This is a genomic window from Shewanella sp. Koi 1 (genome assembly GCF_052907445.1).
This window is the reverse complement of record NZ_JBREJM010000001.1, coordinates 1,076,413-1,094,216: the sequence shown is the minus strand read 5'-3', so window position 1 is coordinate 1,094,216 and position 17,804 is coordinate 1,076,413. Positions and strand designations below refer to the sequence as shown.

Genomic DNA, 17,804 nt, shown 5'->3' with positions numbered 1-17,804 from the left:
AAGGCAATCGATTGCTATCGAGGAACGCCCCGTATCGCAAAAGTTAACTCGAGCAAAGTTGAGTGCTGAGCCATGTTGCGCCTCGGCGCTTTGATTAGCAAATGGCTCTGATAAGCCATCAGCTAGCGTAACAGGGGCGTCTGTAGAAACAATCCCTATTAATCGCGACCACGGTGGCCATGACCACGGTCGTCATCCCTATCTTTGCGGCGCTCATGTTTGTCGTAATGTTTGTGGTGATGCTTATCCTGTTTATAGGAGCGATAACGGGGTACGTACTCATCGCGATACCAGACATCCTGAACAAAATAGACCGGACGACCGCAGGCACCGTAGGAGGCACAATAGCGACCCCATTTTTTCGCATGACCAGGCGGTACATGCAGATAGATAGGTTCATACACGACCCGAGACTGCTCTATCACGATAGGCTGTTCGTAAATCACCTGTGGACGAGGAAAATTACCAATATTGATCTGACCGTAAAAGTTTGGATCGCCGATGTTAATCGACACTCCGACATCTGCCGCAATGGCCGAAGATGAAGCTGCAGCGAGTAGTAAGGCTGACAGAGTAAGTTTAATTGCTTTCATGGCGATTCTCCTGTTGATGGAAGCAGTATGCGAGTAGCTAACTGAACAGAAGATGAATCCTCACAGGAGGCTAAATCAGATATTATTTCCCCCGCACCGCCATGCAGACCTTGTATTTCGGCAGGCTATCTACATCCCAAATCGGCAAGAATTTAAATCACGATGACAGAACAGGCCTGCATCTTCTGCCTTGATATAATGAAGTAAAACCCATTGATACCAATTACAATATCGCCCAATCAACCTTCGAGCTAACCGCAAGTTAGCGATGGATAACCCGCTAAGTATTGAGCTCACTACAACAGATTTAGATCCCAATACTTAAGCCTAAGCGGTTCCTTCCTGCAGAATTTAGGATAGAATCGCCCACCAATAAATTATTTTGAGTAAGCGCTATGACTGATACCAGCAACACCACGATTTTTGAACTTGCCGATCAATTTATTGCCTTAGCCAATCAGCTAAGCCAGCAGGAAGGTGATGTCGGTAAAGTCGGCACGGCCCTGCGTTTTGCCGCAGCGCGTTTTAACGCCTTTGAAGCCGCGATCAAATCTGCCGACTTAGGCGCAGAAAAAGACAATGCGCTCGACTGGTTTAGCGCCGAATACCGCGAAATGCTAAGCGACAACCTAGATGACCATATCGCCAACCCACCCGTTATGCAGGAAGAAGCGGTTGCCGTGGATGACTCTGTACAAATTTTTAAAGGCTGATGATGCGCTATAGGCCAAGCATCGCCTGCTAAAATCCCATAAAAAACGCCATCTTGTGATGGCGTTTTTTTATCTCTTCGCACTTATTTCTTCACACTCATCAATGTGCATTGCGATGCGTTAGAGGGTGTACACCACCCGTATCGCGAGCAGGATCAGTACCACACCAGAAAGTTTATCAATGAGTCCCGCTTTTTCCCGTAACTTAGGCAATACACTCGAATGGGACAACAGTAAGGCAATCAAGGTATACCAAAGCCCATCAACCACCAAAGGCGTTAGCACGATAAGTGCTTGACCCGTCAAGCTATCGGCCACCATCACAAACTGGCTAAACAGCGCTAAAAAGAACAACATAATCTTAGGGTTGAACAGGGAAATCGCAATACCATCGCGCGCTGCTGTGAGTGTATCCGTCGCCTCCCCCGCCGCAAGTTTTGCCTGCATGCCACCGTTTGAGCGCAATGCTTGGATCCCCATCCAGGCGAGATAGAGCGCGCCTAAAATCGCGATCCCATTAAAAATCAATGGCGCTTTTTTCAATACAACGGCTAGGCCGAGTAACGTCACTAACGCATAAATGCCAATACCAATTGAGTGCGCCCAAGCGCAAACGATCCCCTTGCCGCGACCACCGCCTAAAGTATGACGCACAACCATGGCCAAACTCGGCCCAGGAGACATAGCGCCCAAGCAACAAATCGCCAATAGCCCTAACCAAGTACTAAAGCTCATTTTTAACCCTTTAAAGCATAAAAAGGCCCTCAATAGGGCCTTCACAGGAGTGGCAGTTTAACACTGGCCAAATAATACGGTCACTCTCATTTCGCCGCGTTAGGATGATAAAAAGCGCGGATATCTTGCACCAGTTGTGCAAGCGACGCGGGCTCCACATACATCATGTGGCCCGCTTTGTAGTAATGCATAGTGACACGGCTATTATCTATGCCATTATCGGCAAAGGTATTTTCGGTCGCAAAGAAGGGCGTCGCAAAATCGAAATAACCGTTACCGACAAAAATGCGTAGGTCTTTATTCTCGCGCTGCGCCTGCCCTAAATAGGGCGCCACATTCACATAATGCATTTGCTTACCGCTGATATTCCAGTTCCAGCCACGGTTAACATCGGTGGAGAGCACGTTGAAGGGGCGTGATAATTTAACCCCTAAATCCTCATACAGATATTGATGGATAGCCGCCGTATAAGCGCCATCGATACCATATCCTGACGGGTCATTATCGGTCGAGTCACCGCCACTATCGTAATCTTTGCCGGTATAGCGACTGTCTAACCGCCCGACGGTCAAATCCTGATCCCTGAGCAATTCTTTGGTGTAGCGACTCGCACTCACCCGCAAATTCACTCGGTCAAGATAAGACTCACTCAGGCCCGTAAAACGCGCCAACTGTTTGCGTACGCTCTGATAATCGCTTTGCGCTAAACGACTACCCTGTAATAGGGCTAAGGCGTAATCCTTGATAGCGAATTGACGCGCCTGTTCGACAAACGCTTCGAGCCCTAAGGCCTTGTCGGCATCGTTGACTTTATTGTGATAAAACGCGGTTGCCGCCATAGTCGGTAAAAAACCAATGTAGGGTTGGTTATTACCCGGTTGATAGCGAGCGTGGCTAAAGTCGAGAATCGATGAAATCAACATCACGCCATTGACCGAGATATCGGTCCAACCGCCTTGGAGCTCATCCACTAATGCTGCGGCTCGCGTCGTACCATAACTTTCACCGGCAAGATATTTAGGCGAATTCCAACGCTTATGTTCAATCAACCAACGGCGCATAAACTCGGCAATGGATTGGGCATCTTCTTTCACGCCCCAAAAATCGGCGCCTTTCTTCTCACCAAGCGCACGGCTAAAACCGGTACCCACAGGGTCGATAAATACTAAATCAGACTCATCGAGTAATGAGTAATCGTTGGCTTCAATCCGATAAGGCGCCGCACCATCATCTTTGGCATCACCGGGCACAATCACACGTTTTGGCCCAAAGAGTCCCATGTGCAGCCACAGCGAGGCTGAACCTGGGCCACCGTTAAAAATAAACGTGACAGGGCGTTTACTGCTGTCCTGCACATCATCCCGTAAATACGTAATAGAGAAGATGCTCGCCTGAGGCTCTCCCTTATCATCCTCTAAAATGGTTTCTCCACTAATGGCTTGATAGCTGATCTTTTGATTTTGAATCGTCATTCTGTGCTTAGTCGTCACCACCTCTGGCACTAGCTTATCCACTTTAGCTTCGCTTTTTTGCGCAGGCTCGGCATGGCCGACCATGGACACAGTAAATAACAAGGGCAGCAACATACTTGCCCATGTTAGCCCTGCGGGCGTTGACTTTTTATTTAGCACTCGCATCAATTATCCTTCCCTTCTGTAGTCATTATTTTGTGGTCTTTTTATTAGTGCACCAGCTTACAAAGACTGTGCACTCGGCGCAAAAGCACAATTGCAACTGAATGCGTCAAAGGTTTAATCGGCTTTTAAAACATAAATTCACGCAGATTTAAGCTGTTAGCCGCTAAGATAGAATGGATTATCGGAAACTTATGTAGGCATCTATGGGCACTATTACTCTCATCAGTCTGGTCATTCTCGCATTACTTGTGGGCGCGATTGGCCTGTTAATCTGGCAACGTAGCAAAGGTAAGCGCATTCCACTGGCGGTGATTTTTGTGTTGGGATTTTTCGCCGTTGGCCTAGGCGGAATTATCGGTTTTGTGCATAAAGGCGAAGATTATCAAGCCTATCAAAAGCTACAGTGGCGCACGCTGGCCCCCGAAAAAATCGCCCCACTGGTCGCCCAAGGCTACACAGTGTTTGTGGATATCACCTCAGACTGGTGCAGCATTTGCCAAACCAATAAGGCTGAAGTCACCCATAGGGAGCAAGTGGTGAATGCACTGATGGCCGACAAGATTATTTTGATGCAGGGAAATTGGAGCGAAGCCGATTCCACCATCGCGAACTACATGCAACATGAAGGAGTACCGGGTACACCTTACAATAAGGTCTATGGTCCAAGGGCGCCTAACGGCATAGTACTACCGTCAAAACTCACCATCGATGCCGTGCTTAATGGCTTAGCCCAGGCTAAAGCCTTGTAATCTATTTTGCTTATTTGGCTTAATCTTCAAAAATGGAGTATTGAGAGCGCAATAAAAAAGGCTGCATCGCAGCCTTTTTGCATACTTCAAATCAGTAGAAAGCAATTTTCCGGAAAGGTGGGCAGAAAATCACTCCGTACTCTCAACAGCCGTCTAACCCCAAAACACTATAAAAATAGTTTTATAACTAGCGAGTTACTTAAATAAATATCTTAGCGAAGTAATGCATATTCCCATATAAGGGTAAGCGTACTGGTCTATTTCAACCTTGCCAATAATATTTATGAAACATTTTTATAACAATTTAGCAATTTAAGCCAGCACTAAATAAAACTTTCTATTGATTAAAATATAAGCTTTTTATTATCAACAAGTTAATGGTCAGACCTCTAAGCTAGCCTCAAAACCATTCTATTCAAACATAACAAAGCAACTCGCGATATATCGCGACACGACTCAAGGGGTTATACTCTGGGCACTCATTCGTATTAAGGAATCAACGGAATGACATCAACACAGCCCGCCGTAATGCCCTTGGATAAACATTTTCTGCCAGAGAATCAGTTACTGCTCAATGCCGTGGGTGAAGGCATTTATGGGTTTGATTTAAATGGTAATGCCGTCTTTATTAATCCCGCCGCCGAGCGCATGACGGGCTGGAAGAATGAAGAGTTACTCGGCAAAAATATCCATAATTGCCATCATCATAGCCATGCGGATGGCAGTCATTATCCCCAAGAAGATTGTCCCATCTACAACACCTTGAAGGATGGGATTGCAAGGGAAATTACCCACGATGTGTTTTGGCGTAAGGATGGCAGCAGCTTTCCCGTGTATTACAGCTCTACGCCAGTCTATCGGGACAACAAGCTTATCGGCGTAGTCGCGATATTTCGTGACATCAGTATTCAAAAACAAACCGAGCAGTCGCTACGCCAGGCTTTAGCACAGGTTCAAGCTCTGTCGGAGCAACTGGCCAGTGAGAATCATTATCTCCAAGCCGAGTTAGCCGATAAGACTGGCGATGTGGATATTTCGGGCAGTAGCGCGGTGATCCGCCATATGATCCAGCAACTGCATATGGTGGCCAATACCGACAGTACCGTATTGATTTGTGGCGAGAATGGCACAGGCAAAGAGCTGGTTGCCCGCAACTTACATCAACTGAGTCGCCGCAAAGATAAGCCTATGATCAGCGTTAACTGCGCGGCATTTTCAGCCTCACTGTTAGAGAGTGAGTTGTTTGGCCATGAGAAAGGCGCCTTTACGGGTGCGACTCAACAGCGCAAGGGCCGCTTCGAACTCGCCCATCAAGGCACACTGTTTCTCGATGAGGTGGCCGAATTAAGTTTGGAGGCGCAATCTAAGTTACTGCGAGTGATCCAAGAGCAATCCTTTGAGCGACTCGGCGGCAGCGAAACCGTCAAGGTGAATATTCGCTTAGTCGCCGCCAGTCATCATGATTTACTCAAACGCGTTGAACAGGGCTTATTTCGAATGGATCTCTATTACCGCTTGAATGTCTTCCCAATTCAAGTGCCACCGCTCAGGGCGAGACTGGAGGATATGCCCGAGCTTGTCAGCCATATACTGCATTCCCTTAACCGTAAGCTGGGCAAAAAAATCCGAGGGGTAAGTCAAAAAGGCCTAAAAAAATTAATGGCCTACAGCTGGCCTGGCAATGTGCGCGAATTGCAAAATATCCTCGAGCGGGAGGCCATTTTATCTCAAACGGATATTTTACATATCCATGCCATGCCCACGAATCACCTGCAGACTCAAACCGCGGCTTCACCATTACAAACCTTGGCCGAGGCGGAAGCACAGCATATTGAGCAAACATTAAAACTACTGAATTGGCGTATTTCGGGCGCAAACGGCGCAGCCAGTGTACTCGGCGTCCCGCCAAGTACCCTCAGATCGCGAATGAAGAAGCTCGGGATTACACGTCAAATCACTAATGATGAATAGTCTCAAAAACGCGATATATCGCCAATTGACGATATATCGCGACACACATAAAAACCAATCTAATTTAAATCAATAAATATCATATAGTTAAATGCAAATTATTTTGGCCTAACGCTTGCTATAGGGAGCCGAATCTTATTTAAGCCGTTAGGACAGCATATGCCCAAGAGTGACACCCAACACAGAGAGAACGCCAAACATCCCTCAGCCGAGCAATTTATCCCCGTAAAAAATATCCAGGCGGAAGATAAGCCTGCACACAAAAGCAGTGGCCAGATTCATTTCCGAGAGCAGAAAGGCTATTTTCAGCGTCTCAGAACCACAATGAATAGCCTGTTAGTACTGCTGTTTTTTGCACTGCCGTTTATTTCATTTGATGGTCGGCAAGCGATACTGCTGGATGTGAGTCAGCAACAATTCTTCTTTTTTGGCCTCACGCTCTGGCCACAGGATTTCACCTTACTCGCTTGGGTGTTTATTGCCGCGGCTTTTGGCCTCTTTTTTATAACCGTATTTTGGGGGCGGGTCTGGTGCGGCTATCTTTGCCCACAAACCGCGTGGACCTTTATGTTTGTCTGGCTCGAAAGCCAAATTGAGGGTAACAGCAATAAACGCAAGTTGCTCGATAAGGCGCCATGGTCAGCCAATAAACTCGGTAAAAGAACGCTCAAACACAGTCTGTGGGGATTAGCCGCCTTGATTACCGGCTGTGGATTTATCAGTTACTTCATCCCAGCCCGTGAACTCTACTTGGATATTTTTACTGGCAACGCCGGCTTTTGGACAACCTGCTGGGTATGGTTTTTCGCGATTTTCACTTACTTAAACGCTGGCTGGATGCGCGAGCAAATGTGCCTACACTGCTGTCCTTATGCGCGTTTTCAGGCCGTGATGTTCGATGCCAACACCAAAACCGTGACCTATGATGCCGCACGTGGCGAAGCGCGCGGACCCCGTAAACGCAAGCAACAAACCGAACTCGGTGATTGTGTTGACTGCAATTTATGTGTTGAGGTCTGCCCGACGGGGATTGATATTCGCCAAGGGCTCCAATACGAGTGCATTAACTGCGGCGCCTGTGTCGATGCCTGCAATGAAACCATGCAAAAATTCGACTACAAACAAAACCTTATTAGCTATGTTAGCGAGAATGAATTAAAAGGTGTCGCCCATTCCAATTTGCGCTCGCCACGCTTTTTAGGTTACGGCGCTGCCGTTGTTATTATGTTGGTTGTGATAGGTTTAGATCTCTCCAGTCGCAGTGAGATTCAGCTTAACGTCATTCGCGACAGACAGAGTCTGTACCGCGAAACCGCCGATAATAAAGTTGAAAATACCTACCAGCTGAAGATCCGTAACAAGACTCAACAAACCAAGCAATACCAACTCGCGGTCAACAGCGAAATGCCATTCAGCTTAATTGCCGACCCGGTAATCACCCTCGCGGCGGGTGAACAAGCAGATTACCCCGTGACAGTATTAGCCGATAAGGATGTAATCCCAACGGGGCGCAAAATTATCGAATTCTCGGTAACGGATGTGAGCAAACCTGAACAAAGCGTTAGCCAAGAAACCGGCTTTTTTAGCCCTTAGCGCGTCATGCGGCAGTGTGCTCGCCGATAAGCGAGCACACTGCATCACTGTTAGCCACTTTCGTAAATCAGGCCCGTTAATCACTGTGGTTCGCGGTTTTTTTACTCAGCTTGTTTCGTTAAATCCGCTAAATAGCCTCAACTCGCGCCGCACAAACATGAAGTATGCCAATGCAAAATCATAGCCTTCTAGCCACTTCTCTTGCGCTTACGGCGACTGCTTCAAAAGAGGCTCGGCTGTCATTGCGGTAAACCAATGTCGATTTATTATTGACGGTTCGCTATATAGATCGAATACAATAAACATACGAAACATATATAAAGTATATTTATGGGCATAGTTAAAATTTCCGAAGAACTGCATGATGAGCTGAGAAAAGCCAGTTCGGTCATGTCACGTTCAATCAACTCGCAGGCAGAATTCTGGATAAGGATCGGGATGCTGGCAGAATTGCATCCACAACTCTCCTTTAATCAGTTAGTCGCCGATCTGATGAAATCTGCGGATGTGAACCTAGCCAACGTGACCCAGGTAAAGGAAATGGCCGATGAATAATCAGGTGAAGATAAAATCTGCCCAAGAAATTGCACTGATGCGCCTCGCGGGGCAATTACTAGCTCAAGTATTTCAAATGCTTGATACCTATGTCCGCCCCGGCATCAGCACCATGGATATCAACGATACGGTCGAAGCCTTTATCGTCAATGAGCTAAAATCGCGTCCCGCGAGTAAGGGTCAGTATGGCTATCAATATGTGTTGAATTCATCCATTAACGAAGTGGTCTGCCATGGTGTGCCCTCAGCGAATGAGGTTATCAAAAGCACAGATATCATTAACTTAGATATTACCCTCGAGAAAGACGGCTATATTGCCGACTCCAGTAAAATGTATGTGATGCCACAGGCGCCCGCCCTAGCCCAAAAGCTGGCCGATGTTACCTATCTTGCCATGTGGCAGGGAATAAAACAGGTAAAACCAGGGGCGACCTTAGGCGATATTGGCCATGCGATTCAACAATATGCGCAATCTTTTGGTTATAGCATCGTCAGGGATTACTGCGGCCATGGGATAGGTCAAGAAATGCATGAAGAGCCGCAAGTCCTTCACTATGGAAAGCCGAATCAAGGCCTTAAGCTCAAAGCGGGCATGGTGTTTACCATTGAGCCTATGGTGAATCAGGGCACTGAAAAGATAAAGCTCAAAAAAGATGGTTGGACGGTTGTTACCCGCGATAAAAAACTCTCGGCGCAATCAGAACATACAATACTTGTCACCCCTACGGGATACGAAGTGCTCACCCTACGCCACGATGAGCAATCTCCCCGTTAATTTCGACGCTAACCCTCGCTTTTTCATCTCAAATTCAGGTGTGCTGTAGTAAATTTGCACTGCAGTTCACCGCGCTTCATTAGAGTAAAAATTCTATTTTTACAATTGGATAGCCGTGCAAATTGCTACAATAATTTAACGATAAACGTTGACCTGACAGGTTGAATCCTTCTAATCTAAACACTCGTTTGATTTTAAAATAATAACAACGATAAACCTATTTGAGGTAGTTAGGCATGGCATACGATCAAGAGTCACAACTCGAACTTGGCAAATACTCATCACTCATAGACTTAATCGAACGCACTAGCCAACGCTTTGGTGATAAAACGGCATATGCTTGTTTGGGGAAAACCAGCAGCTTCAATGATATAGAGCGCGATTCACGCTATTTTGCGGCCTATTTGCAGAATAACACTAACCTAAAACCCGGCGATCGGATCGCGATTCAATTACCCAACATTACCCAGTTCGTTATCGCCGCCTATGGTGCGCTGCGGGCGGGACTTATCCTAGTCAACACTAACCCGCTCTACACCGAACGAGAGCTTATTCATCAGTTTAATGACTCAGGCGCTAAGGCCTTAGTGGTGCTGTCAGATCTGTTGCCAACCCTTGCTAAAGTGGTTGCGACCACACCAATTGAATTGGTGATTTCCACTCACCCGTTAGATCTTATCGATCCGCAGGTGCAACCCAAAACGGGGCTTAAAAATGTCGAATTTTGCCAAGTGCTAAAACAAGGGGCCGAGCAACCCTTTAACCGTGTTGTCCCTGCCGCAGGTGACTTAGCGGCGCTGCAATATACCGGTGGCACAACGGGCCTCTCCAAGGGTGCCATGCTGACCCACGGTAATATGCTCGCCAATGCGGCGCAGGTAAAATCCCGCATTGGCAGCGTTATCAGCGAAGGGGAAGATATTTTTGTCGCGCCACTGCCGATTTACCATATCTACGCCTTTATGGTGAACTTAGTACTGTATTTTGAATGTGGTGGTTGCTCGGTATTAATCCCCAATCCCCGTGATATTAGTGGCTTAATCAAGACACTGGCGAAATACCCTTTTACTGGCTTTGCAGGGCTTAACACCCTCTTTGTCGCCCTGTGCCATCAGCCTGAGTTTAAGGCGCTGGATTTCAGTCATTTAAAAATCACTATTTCGGGTGGTACGGCACTCACCGCGGCCGCAGCTAATATCTGGCAACAAACTACGGGCAATACCATCAGTGAAGGTTATGGATTATCCGAAACCTCGCCAGTGATTTCACTCAATGCTCCCGGATATCAGAAGATTGGCACTATCGGTAAGCCCGTTCTCGGCACTGAGGTCAAACTGTTAGACGAAAACGGCAATGAAGTTGCGCAAGGGGAAGCCGGCGAACTCGCTGCCCGCGGCCCGCAAGTGATGCTGGGTTATTGGAATAATCCCCAAGAAACGGCCAATGTAATGACTGCCGATGGTTTCTTTAAAACCGGGGATATTGCGATTTTGAACGAGGAAGGATTCCATCAAATCGTTGATCGCAAAAAGGATATGATTATCGTCTCCGGTTTTAATGTCTATCCGAATGAGGTCGAAAACGTGCTCGCCAGCCATCCGAATATCATTGAATGTGCCGTGGTTGGAGTAAGGGATGAACACTCAGGAGAAGCGGTAAAAGCCTTTGTTGTGCTAAAAGATGACAGCCAAGATCATGATCAAATGAAAACCGCCATTCTCAACTTCTGCCGCGAGCAACTCACCGCCTACAAGCTACCCAAGTTGATTGAATTTATGCCGCAGCTACCTAAGAGTACCGTGGGTAAAATTCTGCGCCGAGAACTGAAACATCAGGCTTAAACATAGCTAAACATCACTGATGTGCGAGCAGTCTTAAATCCAAAACAAAACCCCAGAGCAACACTCTGGGGTTTTATTTCCATTACATTCCCATCAAAACCTTACTCGCTAAGCGCACTCACGTCATCCGTTAGCAGCTGCAAACTGGCAAATTCGCGATATAAGGCATTGGTTTGTAAAAGGGTTTGATGCTTTCCACTGGCGACGATACGTCCCTTATCGAACACGATAATTCGGTCCGCATTGATCACTGTGGCAAGGCGATGGGCGATGATAAGTGTGGTTTTCCCCTTCATCAATTCATCGAGTGCCTGCTTTACTTTTTGCTCGCTTAAGGCATCGAGCGCACTGGTCGCCTCATCGAGCAGCAAGATAGGCCTGTCGGCTAAAATCGCCCTCGCAATGGCGATACGCTGCTTTTGACCACCCGATAAGCGCACGCCGCGCTCACCCAAATAGGTTTGATAACCTTCACTAAATTCGCTGATAAACTCATGGGCACGTGCCGCAATACAGGCATCAATTACTTCCTGCTCGCTAGCATCGACGCGGCCATAGCGCACATTTTCCAGCACACTAGTAGCAAAAATCACAGAGTCCTGCGGCACAAGCGCAAACTGCGCCCGTAAATCCTTTGGTGAAAGCTCAGCAATATCAATCCCATCCAAATGAATGCTGCCCGAAGACGGCACATAAAACCGCTGCAATAACTGAAACAGCGTGCTCTTGCCGGCCCCACTTGGCCCGACCAAGGCCACTCGCTCGCCCGCGGTTATCGTCAGTTCTAAGTCGCTGAGCACTAACTGAGTTTGCTCGGGATAATGAAAATTCAGCTGTTGTAGTTGCAGCTCGCCACGCACTTTCGCTGGCAGCGTTTTAGGCACCAGTGGCGCAGGAATATCGACCTCAGTTTCAGCCAGTTCGATTAAGCGCTCGGCGGCGCCCGAGGCGCGTTGGATCTCACCGACAACTTCACTGATGGTCGCAACTGCGCCTGCCACCATTACGGCATAAAACATAAAGGCCGACAGTTCGCCGCCCGTCATCTTACCCGACATCACGTCGTGGGCGCCGACCCAAGTCACAGATGCAATGGCGGCAATACTTAAAAACATCACGGAGGAAATCAACATGGCGCGGTAACGAATACGACCACTGGCGGCGGCCATCACATCTTCGACACGACCATTGAACAAACTGCGGTCCTTATCCTCATGACCATAGGCTTGCACTGTGTGGATTTCATGTAAAGTTTCATCCACATAGGCTCCCAAATCCGCCACCCTATCTTGACTCTCCCGCGCTAAGGTTCGCACTTTTCGGCCAAAGAAACCGACAGGCCCGAGCACCAAAGGCACGGCCAGTAGCACCAGCAGCGTCATCTTCACGCTGGTGATCCCCATCATCGCCAGCCCACCGATCACTGTCACGCCGGAGCGCAGCGCCATCGAGAGACTCGAGCCGACCACGGTTTGCAGCAGAGTCGAGTCGGCGGTAAAGCGCGAAATCACCTCACCGGTACGCACCTTGGCATAGAAGGCTGGAGACAACTTCAGCAGTTGATTGTAAACCGTCAGCCTTATATCGGCGCTGACCCGCTCGCCGAGCCAAGTCATCAAATAAAAACGACAAAACACCGCAGTGCCACTCACGGCGGTGATCAGCAGTACCAACAGAATAATTTCATTGAGACGCTGGGCGTTATCCTTAATAAAACCTTCGTCCACCATCAGCCGCACGCCCTGCCCGAGGGATAGCCAGGCCAAGGAGCCAATCAAAAGAAATACAATCGCCGCGACCACCCGCAGGCGATAGGGCTTAAGAAATTGCCAAATCCAGGGCAATACCGCCCGTTGGCGAATCGAGGTATTAGCAGCGTTGTGAGGCATAGTGGACTCTGATAATGATCGTGGGGGAAGTGTACTCGATTCTGTAGGCTCAGTTAGCGGTTTGTTCACTATTGATATCCTTAGGCTTTATGCGCCCATCAACCTTAGCACATGCGAGTATCGACAGAGCATACCCGAAAGCCCTAAGGATAAACAAAGTGAGTTTAGCAAGGCGTCGCTTAAAGAAGGCAATAACAAAGGATGAAGGTAAAAGTGAAAATGCCTTGAGGAATATAACAATAAACCCGCCTAGATAGCGGGTTTATGCTGGCGCCTTGAGTCGCTCAAGCTCAAAGAGCTGATGTTCAAAACACAAATGTTTAAGCTAAAGTCACTTAAGCTACTTGCATATCTTCGGGCGCTTTAGGCGTGCCATGGTGACCATCTCGCTTCCAGTTAACATCGAGTAATTCACTGCCCGTCAGACTAAAAGCTTGGCCAAAACCTTTCACATACAATCCCTGATGGGGCGCTAACTTATACAGATTAAAGTCCATCAGTGCCGCGAGGTTATCGGACATGTCGCCAAAGCGTTTTGATAACAGGCTGACTCCTTTGCTAAACGAGGGCGTATCGCGCTCAACCGCTTGAGCGATTGCATCGAAAGTGAGGCGTTTACGGGCGAATACCGACTTAGCTTCGGCTTCATCCTCCACCAGCATCACGGACACTTTGGTCGACTGTTTAAGGTTGTGGCCGTGGCGAGCTAAGTCACTCACTAGTATGTAAAAACCATCGTCAGCTAAGGCAAATGGCGCGTAACTGGCATTGGGTTGCCCATCCGCATCCACTGTAGCGAGTTGCAAAGTATGGCGCTGCTGTTTAAAGGCCTCAATTTCGGGTAACAGTTTGTCCCTTAAACGTTGTTCTTGCTCGGAGATTTCAGGCTTCATATTGGATACCTTAATAAATTATGTCGGTGACTATTGAGTAGCAAAGGTGCCCGCTAGCGTTTTAAAACGGCGAACTTGCTCAGGAAAAAGCACTCTTTGCTTGTCTCGTCCTAAATAAACTTTGAATACCACTTCGCCTTGAGGGCCAAAAAAGTTAATCGAATGGCTCTCGCTGCCCCTAAATGGTCTGCTAACTAACGCGATCGCTCGCATGTTATCCAGCTTGAGATGGCCATGAAGGCCATCGCCTTTGCTGTAGAGGTTGTAGTAACCATGGGCAAATTTCCCTTGAGGAAAATCACCTTTAAATTCAAACACACTGCCCGAGAGCATCACTATCGTGGTCAGAGGTCCCCACTCGGGTAAGCTCTGCAGCAGCTCGTCGATTTGTGTTAGAGGTAGAAACACTCGCTGCGCTTGCGGCAGTGCTGCGACCACATCAAGCTCGGCAATCCCTAATTCACTCGCCAGTTGTGCAGGCATTAAATCGGGCTGGCTGACAAAACGCTGCCTTAACATTGACTGCGAGTCGGCATCTATGTGATGGCTCGAGTGAGCGATTTCAGTGTCGATTGTCTGTGTCATTTGCGTCTCCTAAAGCTGGGTCTAGAACATATAACGTGCTGACAACTTCATATTGCGGCCAGGTTGATAAAGGGTCTGCCATGCCTGCTGGTATTTGTCGTCACCAATGTTTTCAATGGCGAAGTCGACTCTCAGGCCAGACATAGCCCCCATCGCAGGCTCCCAAGCGAGGTAAACATCCCACAGGGTGTAGTCGTCATACTTAGCCACGCGATAACCTTCGGGTGTATTGGATTGGCTGGCGACATAGGTCACTCGGGTGCCGAGTTTCATATCGCCTTCCATGATGCCTTGGGAAAGATCGACGTTAAACTTATTGGCGGGCATACCTTCGATATAGTCACCAGTCTTTCGGTCTTCGCCGCGGGTCTGACCGTAATTCATCGCCAGCCGTGTTTGACCAATGCGATAACGGCCGCTGAGCTCAAAGCCCGTTAATTGCGCATCTTCCACGTTATTCCATGAGGTGGTTTGCTCAAATCCTGGGATCCCCATTAACGGATTGGAGACTTGCTGAACGATAAAATCGTCCACATCGTTACGGAAGATATTTACGGTGAAAGCTAGCTCATCATCACCGGCTAAGTCGTTGAAACGAAAATCGGCTTTCAGTTCTTTATTGCGGGCGACTTCAGACTTTAAGTTTGGATTCGTCGCAAAGGTATTACACAGACCTTGGGGTAAAAAACCGGGGATCGGCGGAATGCAATAATGGGTTCCGGTAGAAAACATTTCCTCAACCGTCGGCGCACGGAAAGCCTGATCGTAACGGGCACTTAAGGTCAGCCACGGCTGAGTCTGCCAACTCAAACCCAGCGAAGGCGATAACTCATTGTCATCTGCAGAAGCATTGAGATTGTGGCTCTCGTTTTTGAAGCTGTCGTAACGTAAGGCGGCGTCGAGATTAACGGTTTGCGACAATTGAATATCAGCACGGGTAAAAGCGCCCCACACTGTGGTCTCACCATCAATATCCCCTGGGCGCTGCCCCACTTGGCCCCTATCGTCTCTAACGGTTTTAAGGGTATCGCGATAACCATCAACACCATAGGTCAACTTAGTGTTACCAAACTGCGAACTGTTGTTGAGATTAATCCCAATGGTGCGGTATTCGGTGCTATCGAATTGACCTTTGGTCACCCTGTCTTCGTCATAATCCGTGCTATTCCAATAGACTTGCACTTTGGTGTCCAAATACGGATTATTTGCCGGCGCCAAGCTGTAATTAAGGGTGACGTTTTGATCGTCCGTTTTACGGCGTACTAAAGGCACTGAACTGCTCACCGCGGCGGAAGGATTACTCGGCACCAGTTCATTAATCTTGCCAACTCTTGCCGATAACTCTAAGCGTGAAGCCTCATCGGCTTGCCATCCAAACTTAGCCAAACCGTTGCTCCCCAAAGAAGCACTGTTCGCTAAGGTTTCGTCATTCCCCGTATTGATATTATTCGAGTCGAAGTAGGAGCCATTGATTAACCAATCAATAGTATCTTGTTGGCCATACACGGCGGCACTGGTTTTAGTGCGGTCGCCATTAGTGTCATAGCCTTGCTTTAGATAACCACCGAAGCTTTCGTTAGGGGCTAAGAAGTCTTGAGCCGATTTAGTATTCTGCGCCACCACACCACCGATGGCACCACTGCCCCAGAGACTACTGGCAGGACCGCGAATCACCTCTATCGATTTGAGTAATTCAGGATCCATAAAGTAAGAACCACGGTGACCTGAACTGGTATTCTGTCTTGCACCATCAATGGTTTGTAATACGCGATCGCCGCTTAAACCACGGATCTCAACCCCTTGAGACGTCGCTCTCGGCCCATTGGTTAAAGTGATGTTGGCTTCATTTTTTAATGCTTCAGCAACCGATGATGCCTGAGCCACATTGAGCTGTTCTTCACTCACAACGGCTACACTGCGACTCGTTTGGGAGACTTTTTCACTCAAGCGTGTCGCGCTTACTAATACTTCGTCAAACTCAGTCTCGACTAATCCCGGCTTTTTTTCCTTTTGCTGTGCAGTTACACCTTCTTCAGCCGCTAACGTAAAACTTAGCGCCGTAGTCGTTAATGCGATCGCAACGGCGATAACTAACGGCTTCTTTTTCATGGTTACATCCTCAAATCATCAATAATATTAATCAATTAGAATTCAAATCGACCATTTGTGGTTAGTCCATCAACCCTGGTCGAACTGCTGCATTTTTGAGCATCCATTTTCGTAATTGCTGGCACTCTAACTGAGATTGGAAAATTGATCAAATAGAAATCATTATCATTTGCGATCTCAATTGTATTTATGTATCTTAATTAGCATTGATTGATGAGAGACTGTTTTTTGAACTTGGAAGGCGTACTGTGACACCGAAACGATATCTGGTTTTTGGCGCATTAACCGTTGCAATCCAAACGGGGGTGATTGCATCGCAGCCTGCTATGCCATTACCAAGTATTCTCAATGAATCGACTCAAATGCTTGTGTCCAATAAAGCAAATAAAGCGGTTGCCTTAAGCTTTGCAGCACCTCGTACAGCAGAAAAATCAGCGGCCATATCTGCGGTAAAAAGTACGCCAACGAATATCGCTCCCGTGGATACAACCTCCACAAATGTGCCTCATACCAGCTCGTCTAATGCCAGTAAGCCCCTAACGGCGCCCAAACCAGCTGAAACGCTAACAGCAGAAATGGCAAGGCAAGCACCTGCACCAACCACAGCTAAGCAGCAAACGGTTCAATCTGATGTAAAGAACAAACAAACGCCAAACACATCTTCGAAAGCTGATGCGACAACGGCTATGCCACTTATGGCCGCTAATACTCAGCATCAAAAAGAAACTGAAGAGATTTCAAAACCTTCTGATCGAGTGTTGTCGCAAATGACAGAAATCAAGGCTCAAGATAATGCCGCCATTAACAACACCAATATGACGTCCACCAGTGCCAGCGAGAGCAGTAACACCACTCCCGAGATTATTGAATTGGCGACGCCAACTTTTGCCAGTAAACCGCCGCAACCCACCTATCCACGCATGGCACGTAAAAAAGGGCTTGAAGGTACGGCGACGGTAGAAGTGATGTTTAACGAATTTGGACAACAGCTCGCCCTCACCTTAGTAAAAAGCTCAGGCGTTGGGCTGCTAGATCAAGCGGCATTAGAAGCGGTTGAGACTTGGGAGTTTCAAGCTCCCACCAACAAATTGGCCAGCCATTACAAGGTGAGAGTGCCTATTCGCTTCGCCTTAAATTGAGCGTCCCTAATCGCAGCATTCCAGCTA

General features: G+C 47.8%; 15 protein-coding genes. 8 read left to right on the top strand and 7 right to left on the bottom strand.

Going from position 1 to position 17,804, the window contains the following annotated elements; genetic code table 11:
- Positions 1 to 158: 158 nt before the first annotated feature.
- A complete protein-coding gene (locus tag ACUZ8J_RS04885; protein ID WP_011627030.1) occupies positions 159 to 593 on the bottom strand; it encodes a hypothetical protein in 435 nt (144 codons plus the stop codon).
- A gap of 395 nt (positions 594 to 988) precedes the next feature.
- Here ACUZ8J_RS04885 and ACUZ8J_RS04880 point away from each other — a divergent pair, with 395 nt between their 5' ends.
- Entirely contained in the window at positions 989 to 1,306 is a 318-nt protein-coding gene (locus tag ACUZ8J_RS04880; RefSeq protein WP_086902723.1) for a DUF3144 domain-containing protein, read from the top strand.
- Positions 1,307 to 1,426: 120 nt separating this feature from the next.
- Here ACUZ8J_RS04880 and ACUZ8J_RS04875 read toward each other — a convergent pair whose 3' ends face one another.
- Both ACUZ8J_RS04875 and ACUZ8J_RS04870 read right to left on the bottom strand, forming a co-directional pair.
- Positions 1,427 to 2,041: a LysE family translocator gene (locus tag ACUZ8J_RS04875; protein WP_011621685.1), complete on the bottom strand. Its 615-nt coding sequence runs from the start codon at positions 2,039 to 2,041 to the stop codon at positions 1,427 to 1,429.
- Positions 2,042 to 2,127: 86 nt separating this feature from the next.
- The gene (locus tag ACUZ8J_RS04870; RefSeq protein ID WP_446693241.1) at positions 2,128 to 3,678 is read right to left on the bottom strand and encodes a S10 family peptidase; all 1,551 of its coding nucleotides are present in this window, start codon (positions 3,676 to 3,678) and stop codon (positions 2,128 to 2,130) included.
- 203 nt (positions 3,679 to 3,881) lie between these two features.
- Between ACUZ8J_RS04870 and ACUZ8J_RS04865 the strand changes: the two genes are divergently transcribed.
- The 6 genes from ACUZ8J_RS04865 (at position 3,882) to ACUZ8J_RS04840 (ending at position 11,162) form a co-directional block, all read left to right on the top strand.
- Positions 3,882 to 4,427 (top strand): thioredoxin family protein, encoded by a 546-nt coding sequence (locus ACUZ8J_RS04865; RefSeq protein ID WP_037427092.1) that lies wholly within the window; start codon positions 3,882 to 3,884, stop codon positions 4,425 to 4,427.
- Positions 4,428 to 4,931: 504 nt separating this feature from the next.
- Positions 4,932 to 6,398: a sigma-54 interaction domain-containing protein gene (locus ACUZ8J_RS04860; protein ID WP_088586024.1), complete on the top strand. Its 1,467-nt coding sequence runs from the start codon at positions 4,932 to 4,934 to the stop codon at positions 6,396 to 6,398.
- A gap of 159 nt (positions 6,399 to 6,557) precedes the next feature.
- Complete coding sequence (gene ccoG, locus ACUZ8J_RS04855) at positions 6,558 to 7,991, top strand: cytochrome c oxidase accessory protein CcoG (protein WP_446693240.1); 1,434 nt, start codon at positions 6,558 to 6,560, stop codon at positions 7,989 to 7,991.
- A gap of 330 nt (positions 7,992 to 8,321) precedes the next feature.
- Entirely contained in the window at positions 8,322 to 8,546 is a 225-nt protein-coding gene (locus tag ACUZ8J_RS04850; protein ID WP_011621680.1) for a ParD-like family protein, read from the top strand.
- Complete coding sequence (gene map, locus ACUZ8J_RS04845; RefSeq protein WP_446693239.1) at positions 8,539 to 9,321, top strand: type I methionyl aminopeptidase; 783 nt, start codon at positions 8,539 to 8,541, stop codon at positions 9,319 to 9,321. Before ACUZ8J_RS04850 ends, map begins: the two co-directional genes overlap by 8 nt.
- 236 nt (positions 9,322 to 9,557) lie before the next feature.
- On the top strand, positions 9,558 to 11,162 hold the full coding sequence (locus ACUZ8J_RS04840; protein ID WP_446693238.1) for an AMP-binding protein: 1,605 nt from the start codon (positions 9,558 to 9,560) through the stop codon (positions 11,160 to 11,162).
- Between the two features lie 101 nt (positions 11,163 to 11,263).
- Here ACUZ8J_RS04840 and ACUZ8J_RS04835 read toward each other — a convergent pair whose 3' ends face one another.
- From ACUZ8J_RS04835 to ACUZ8J_RS04820, 4 genes are all read right to left on the bottom strand, one after another.
- The gene (locus tag ACUZ8J_RS04835) at positions 11,264 to 13,051 is read right to left on the bottom strand and encodes an ABC transporter ATP-binding protein/permease (protein WP_446693237.1); all 1,788 of its coding nucleotides are present in this window, start codon (positions 13,049 to 13,051) and stop codon (positions 11,264 to 11,266) included.
- Between the two features lie 335 nt (positions 13,052 to 13,386).
- Positions 13,387 to 13,944, bottom strand: a complete 558-nt coding sequence (gene hutZ / locus ACUZ8J_RS04830) for a heme utilization protein HutZ (protein ID WP_089067131.1) — start codon at positions 13,942 to 13,944, stop codon at positions 13,387 to 13,389.
- Positions 13,945 to 13,974: 30 nt separating this feature from the next.
- Entirely contained in the window at positions 13,975 to 14,529 is a 555-nt protein-coding gene (gene hutX, locus ACUZ8J_RS04825) for a heme utilization cystosolic carrier protein HutX (RefSeq protein WP_109286455.1), read from the bottom strand.
- Positions 14,530 to 14,550: 21 nt separating this feature from the next.
- Entirely contained in the window at positions 14,551 to 16,638 is a 2,088-nt protein-coding gene (locus tag ACUZ8J_RS04820; RefSeq protein ID WP_446693236.1) for a TonB-dependent hemoglobin/transferrin/lactoferrin family receptor, read from the bottom strand.
- Positions 16,639 to 16,886: 248 nt separating this feature from the next.
- Here ACUZ8J_RS04820 and ACUZ8J_RS04815 point away from each other — a divergent pair, with 248 nt between their 5' ends.
- Positions 16,887 to 17,777, top strand: a complete 891-nt coding sequence (locus ACUZ8J_RS04815) for a TonB family protein (protein WP_446693235.1) — start codon at positions 16,887 to 16,889, stop codon at positions 17,775 to 17,777.
- The last annotated feature ends 27 nt before the right edge of the window (positions 17,778 to 17,804 follow it).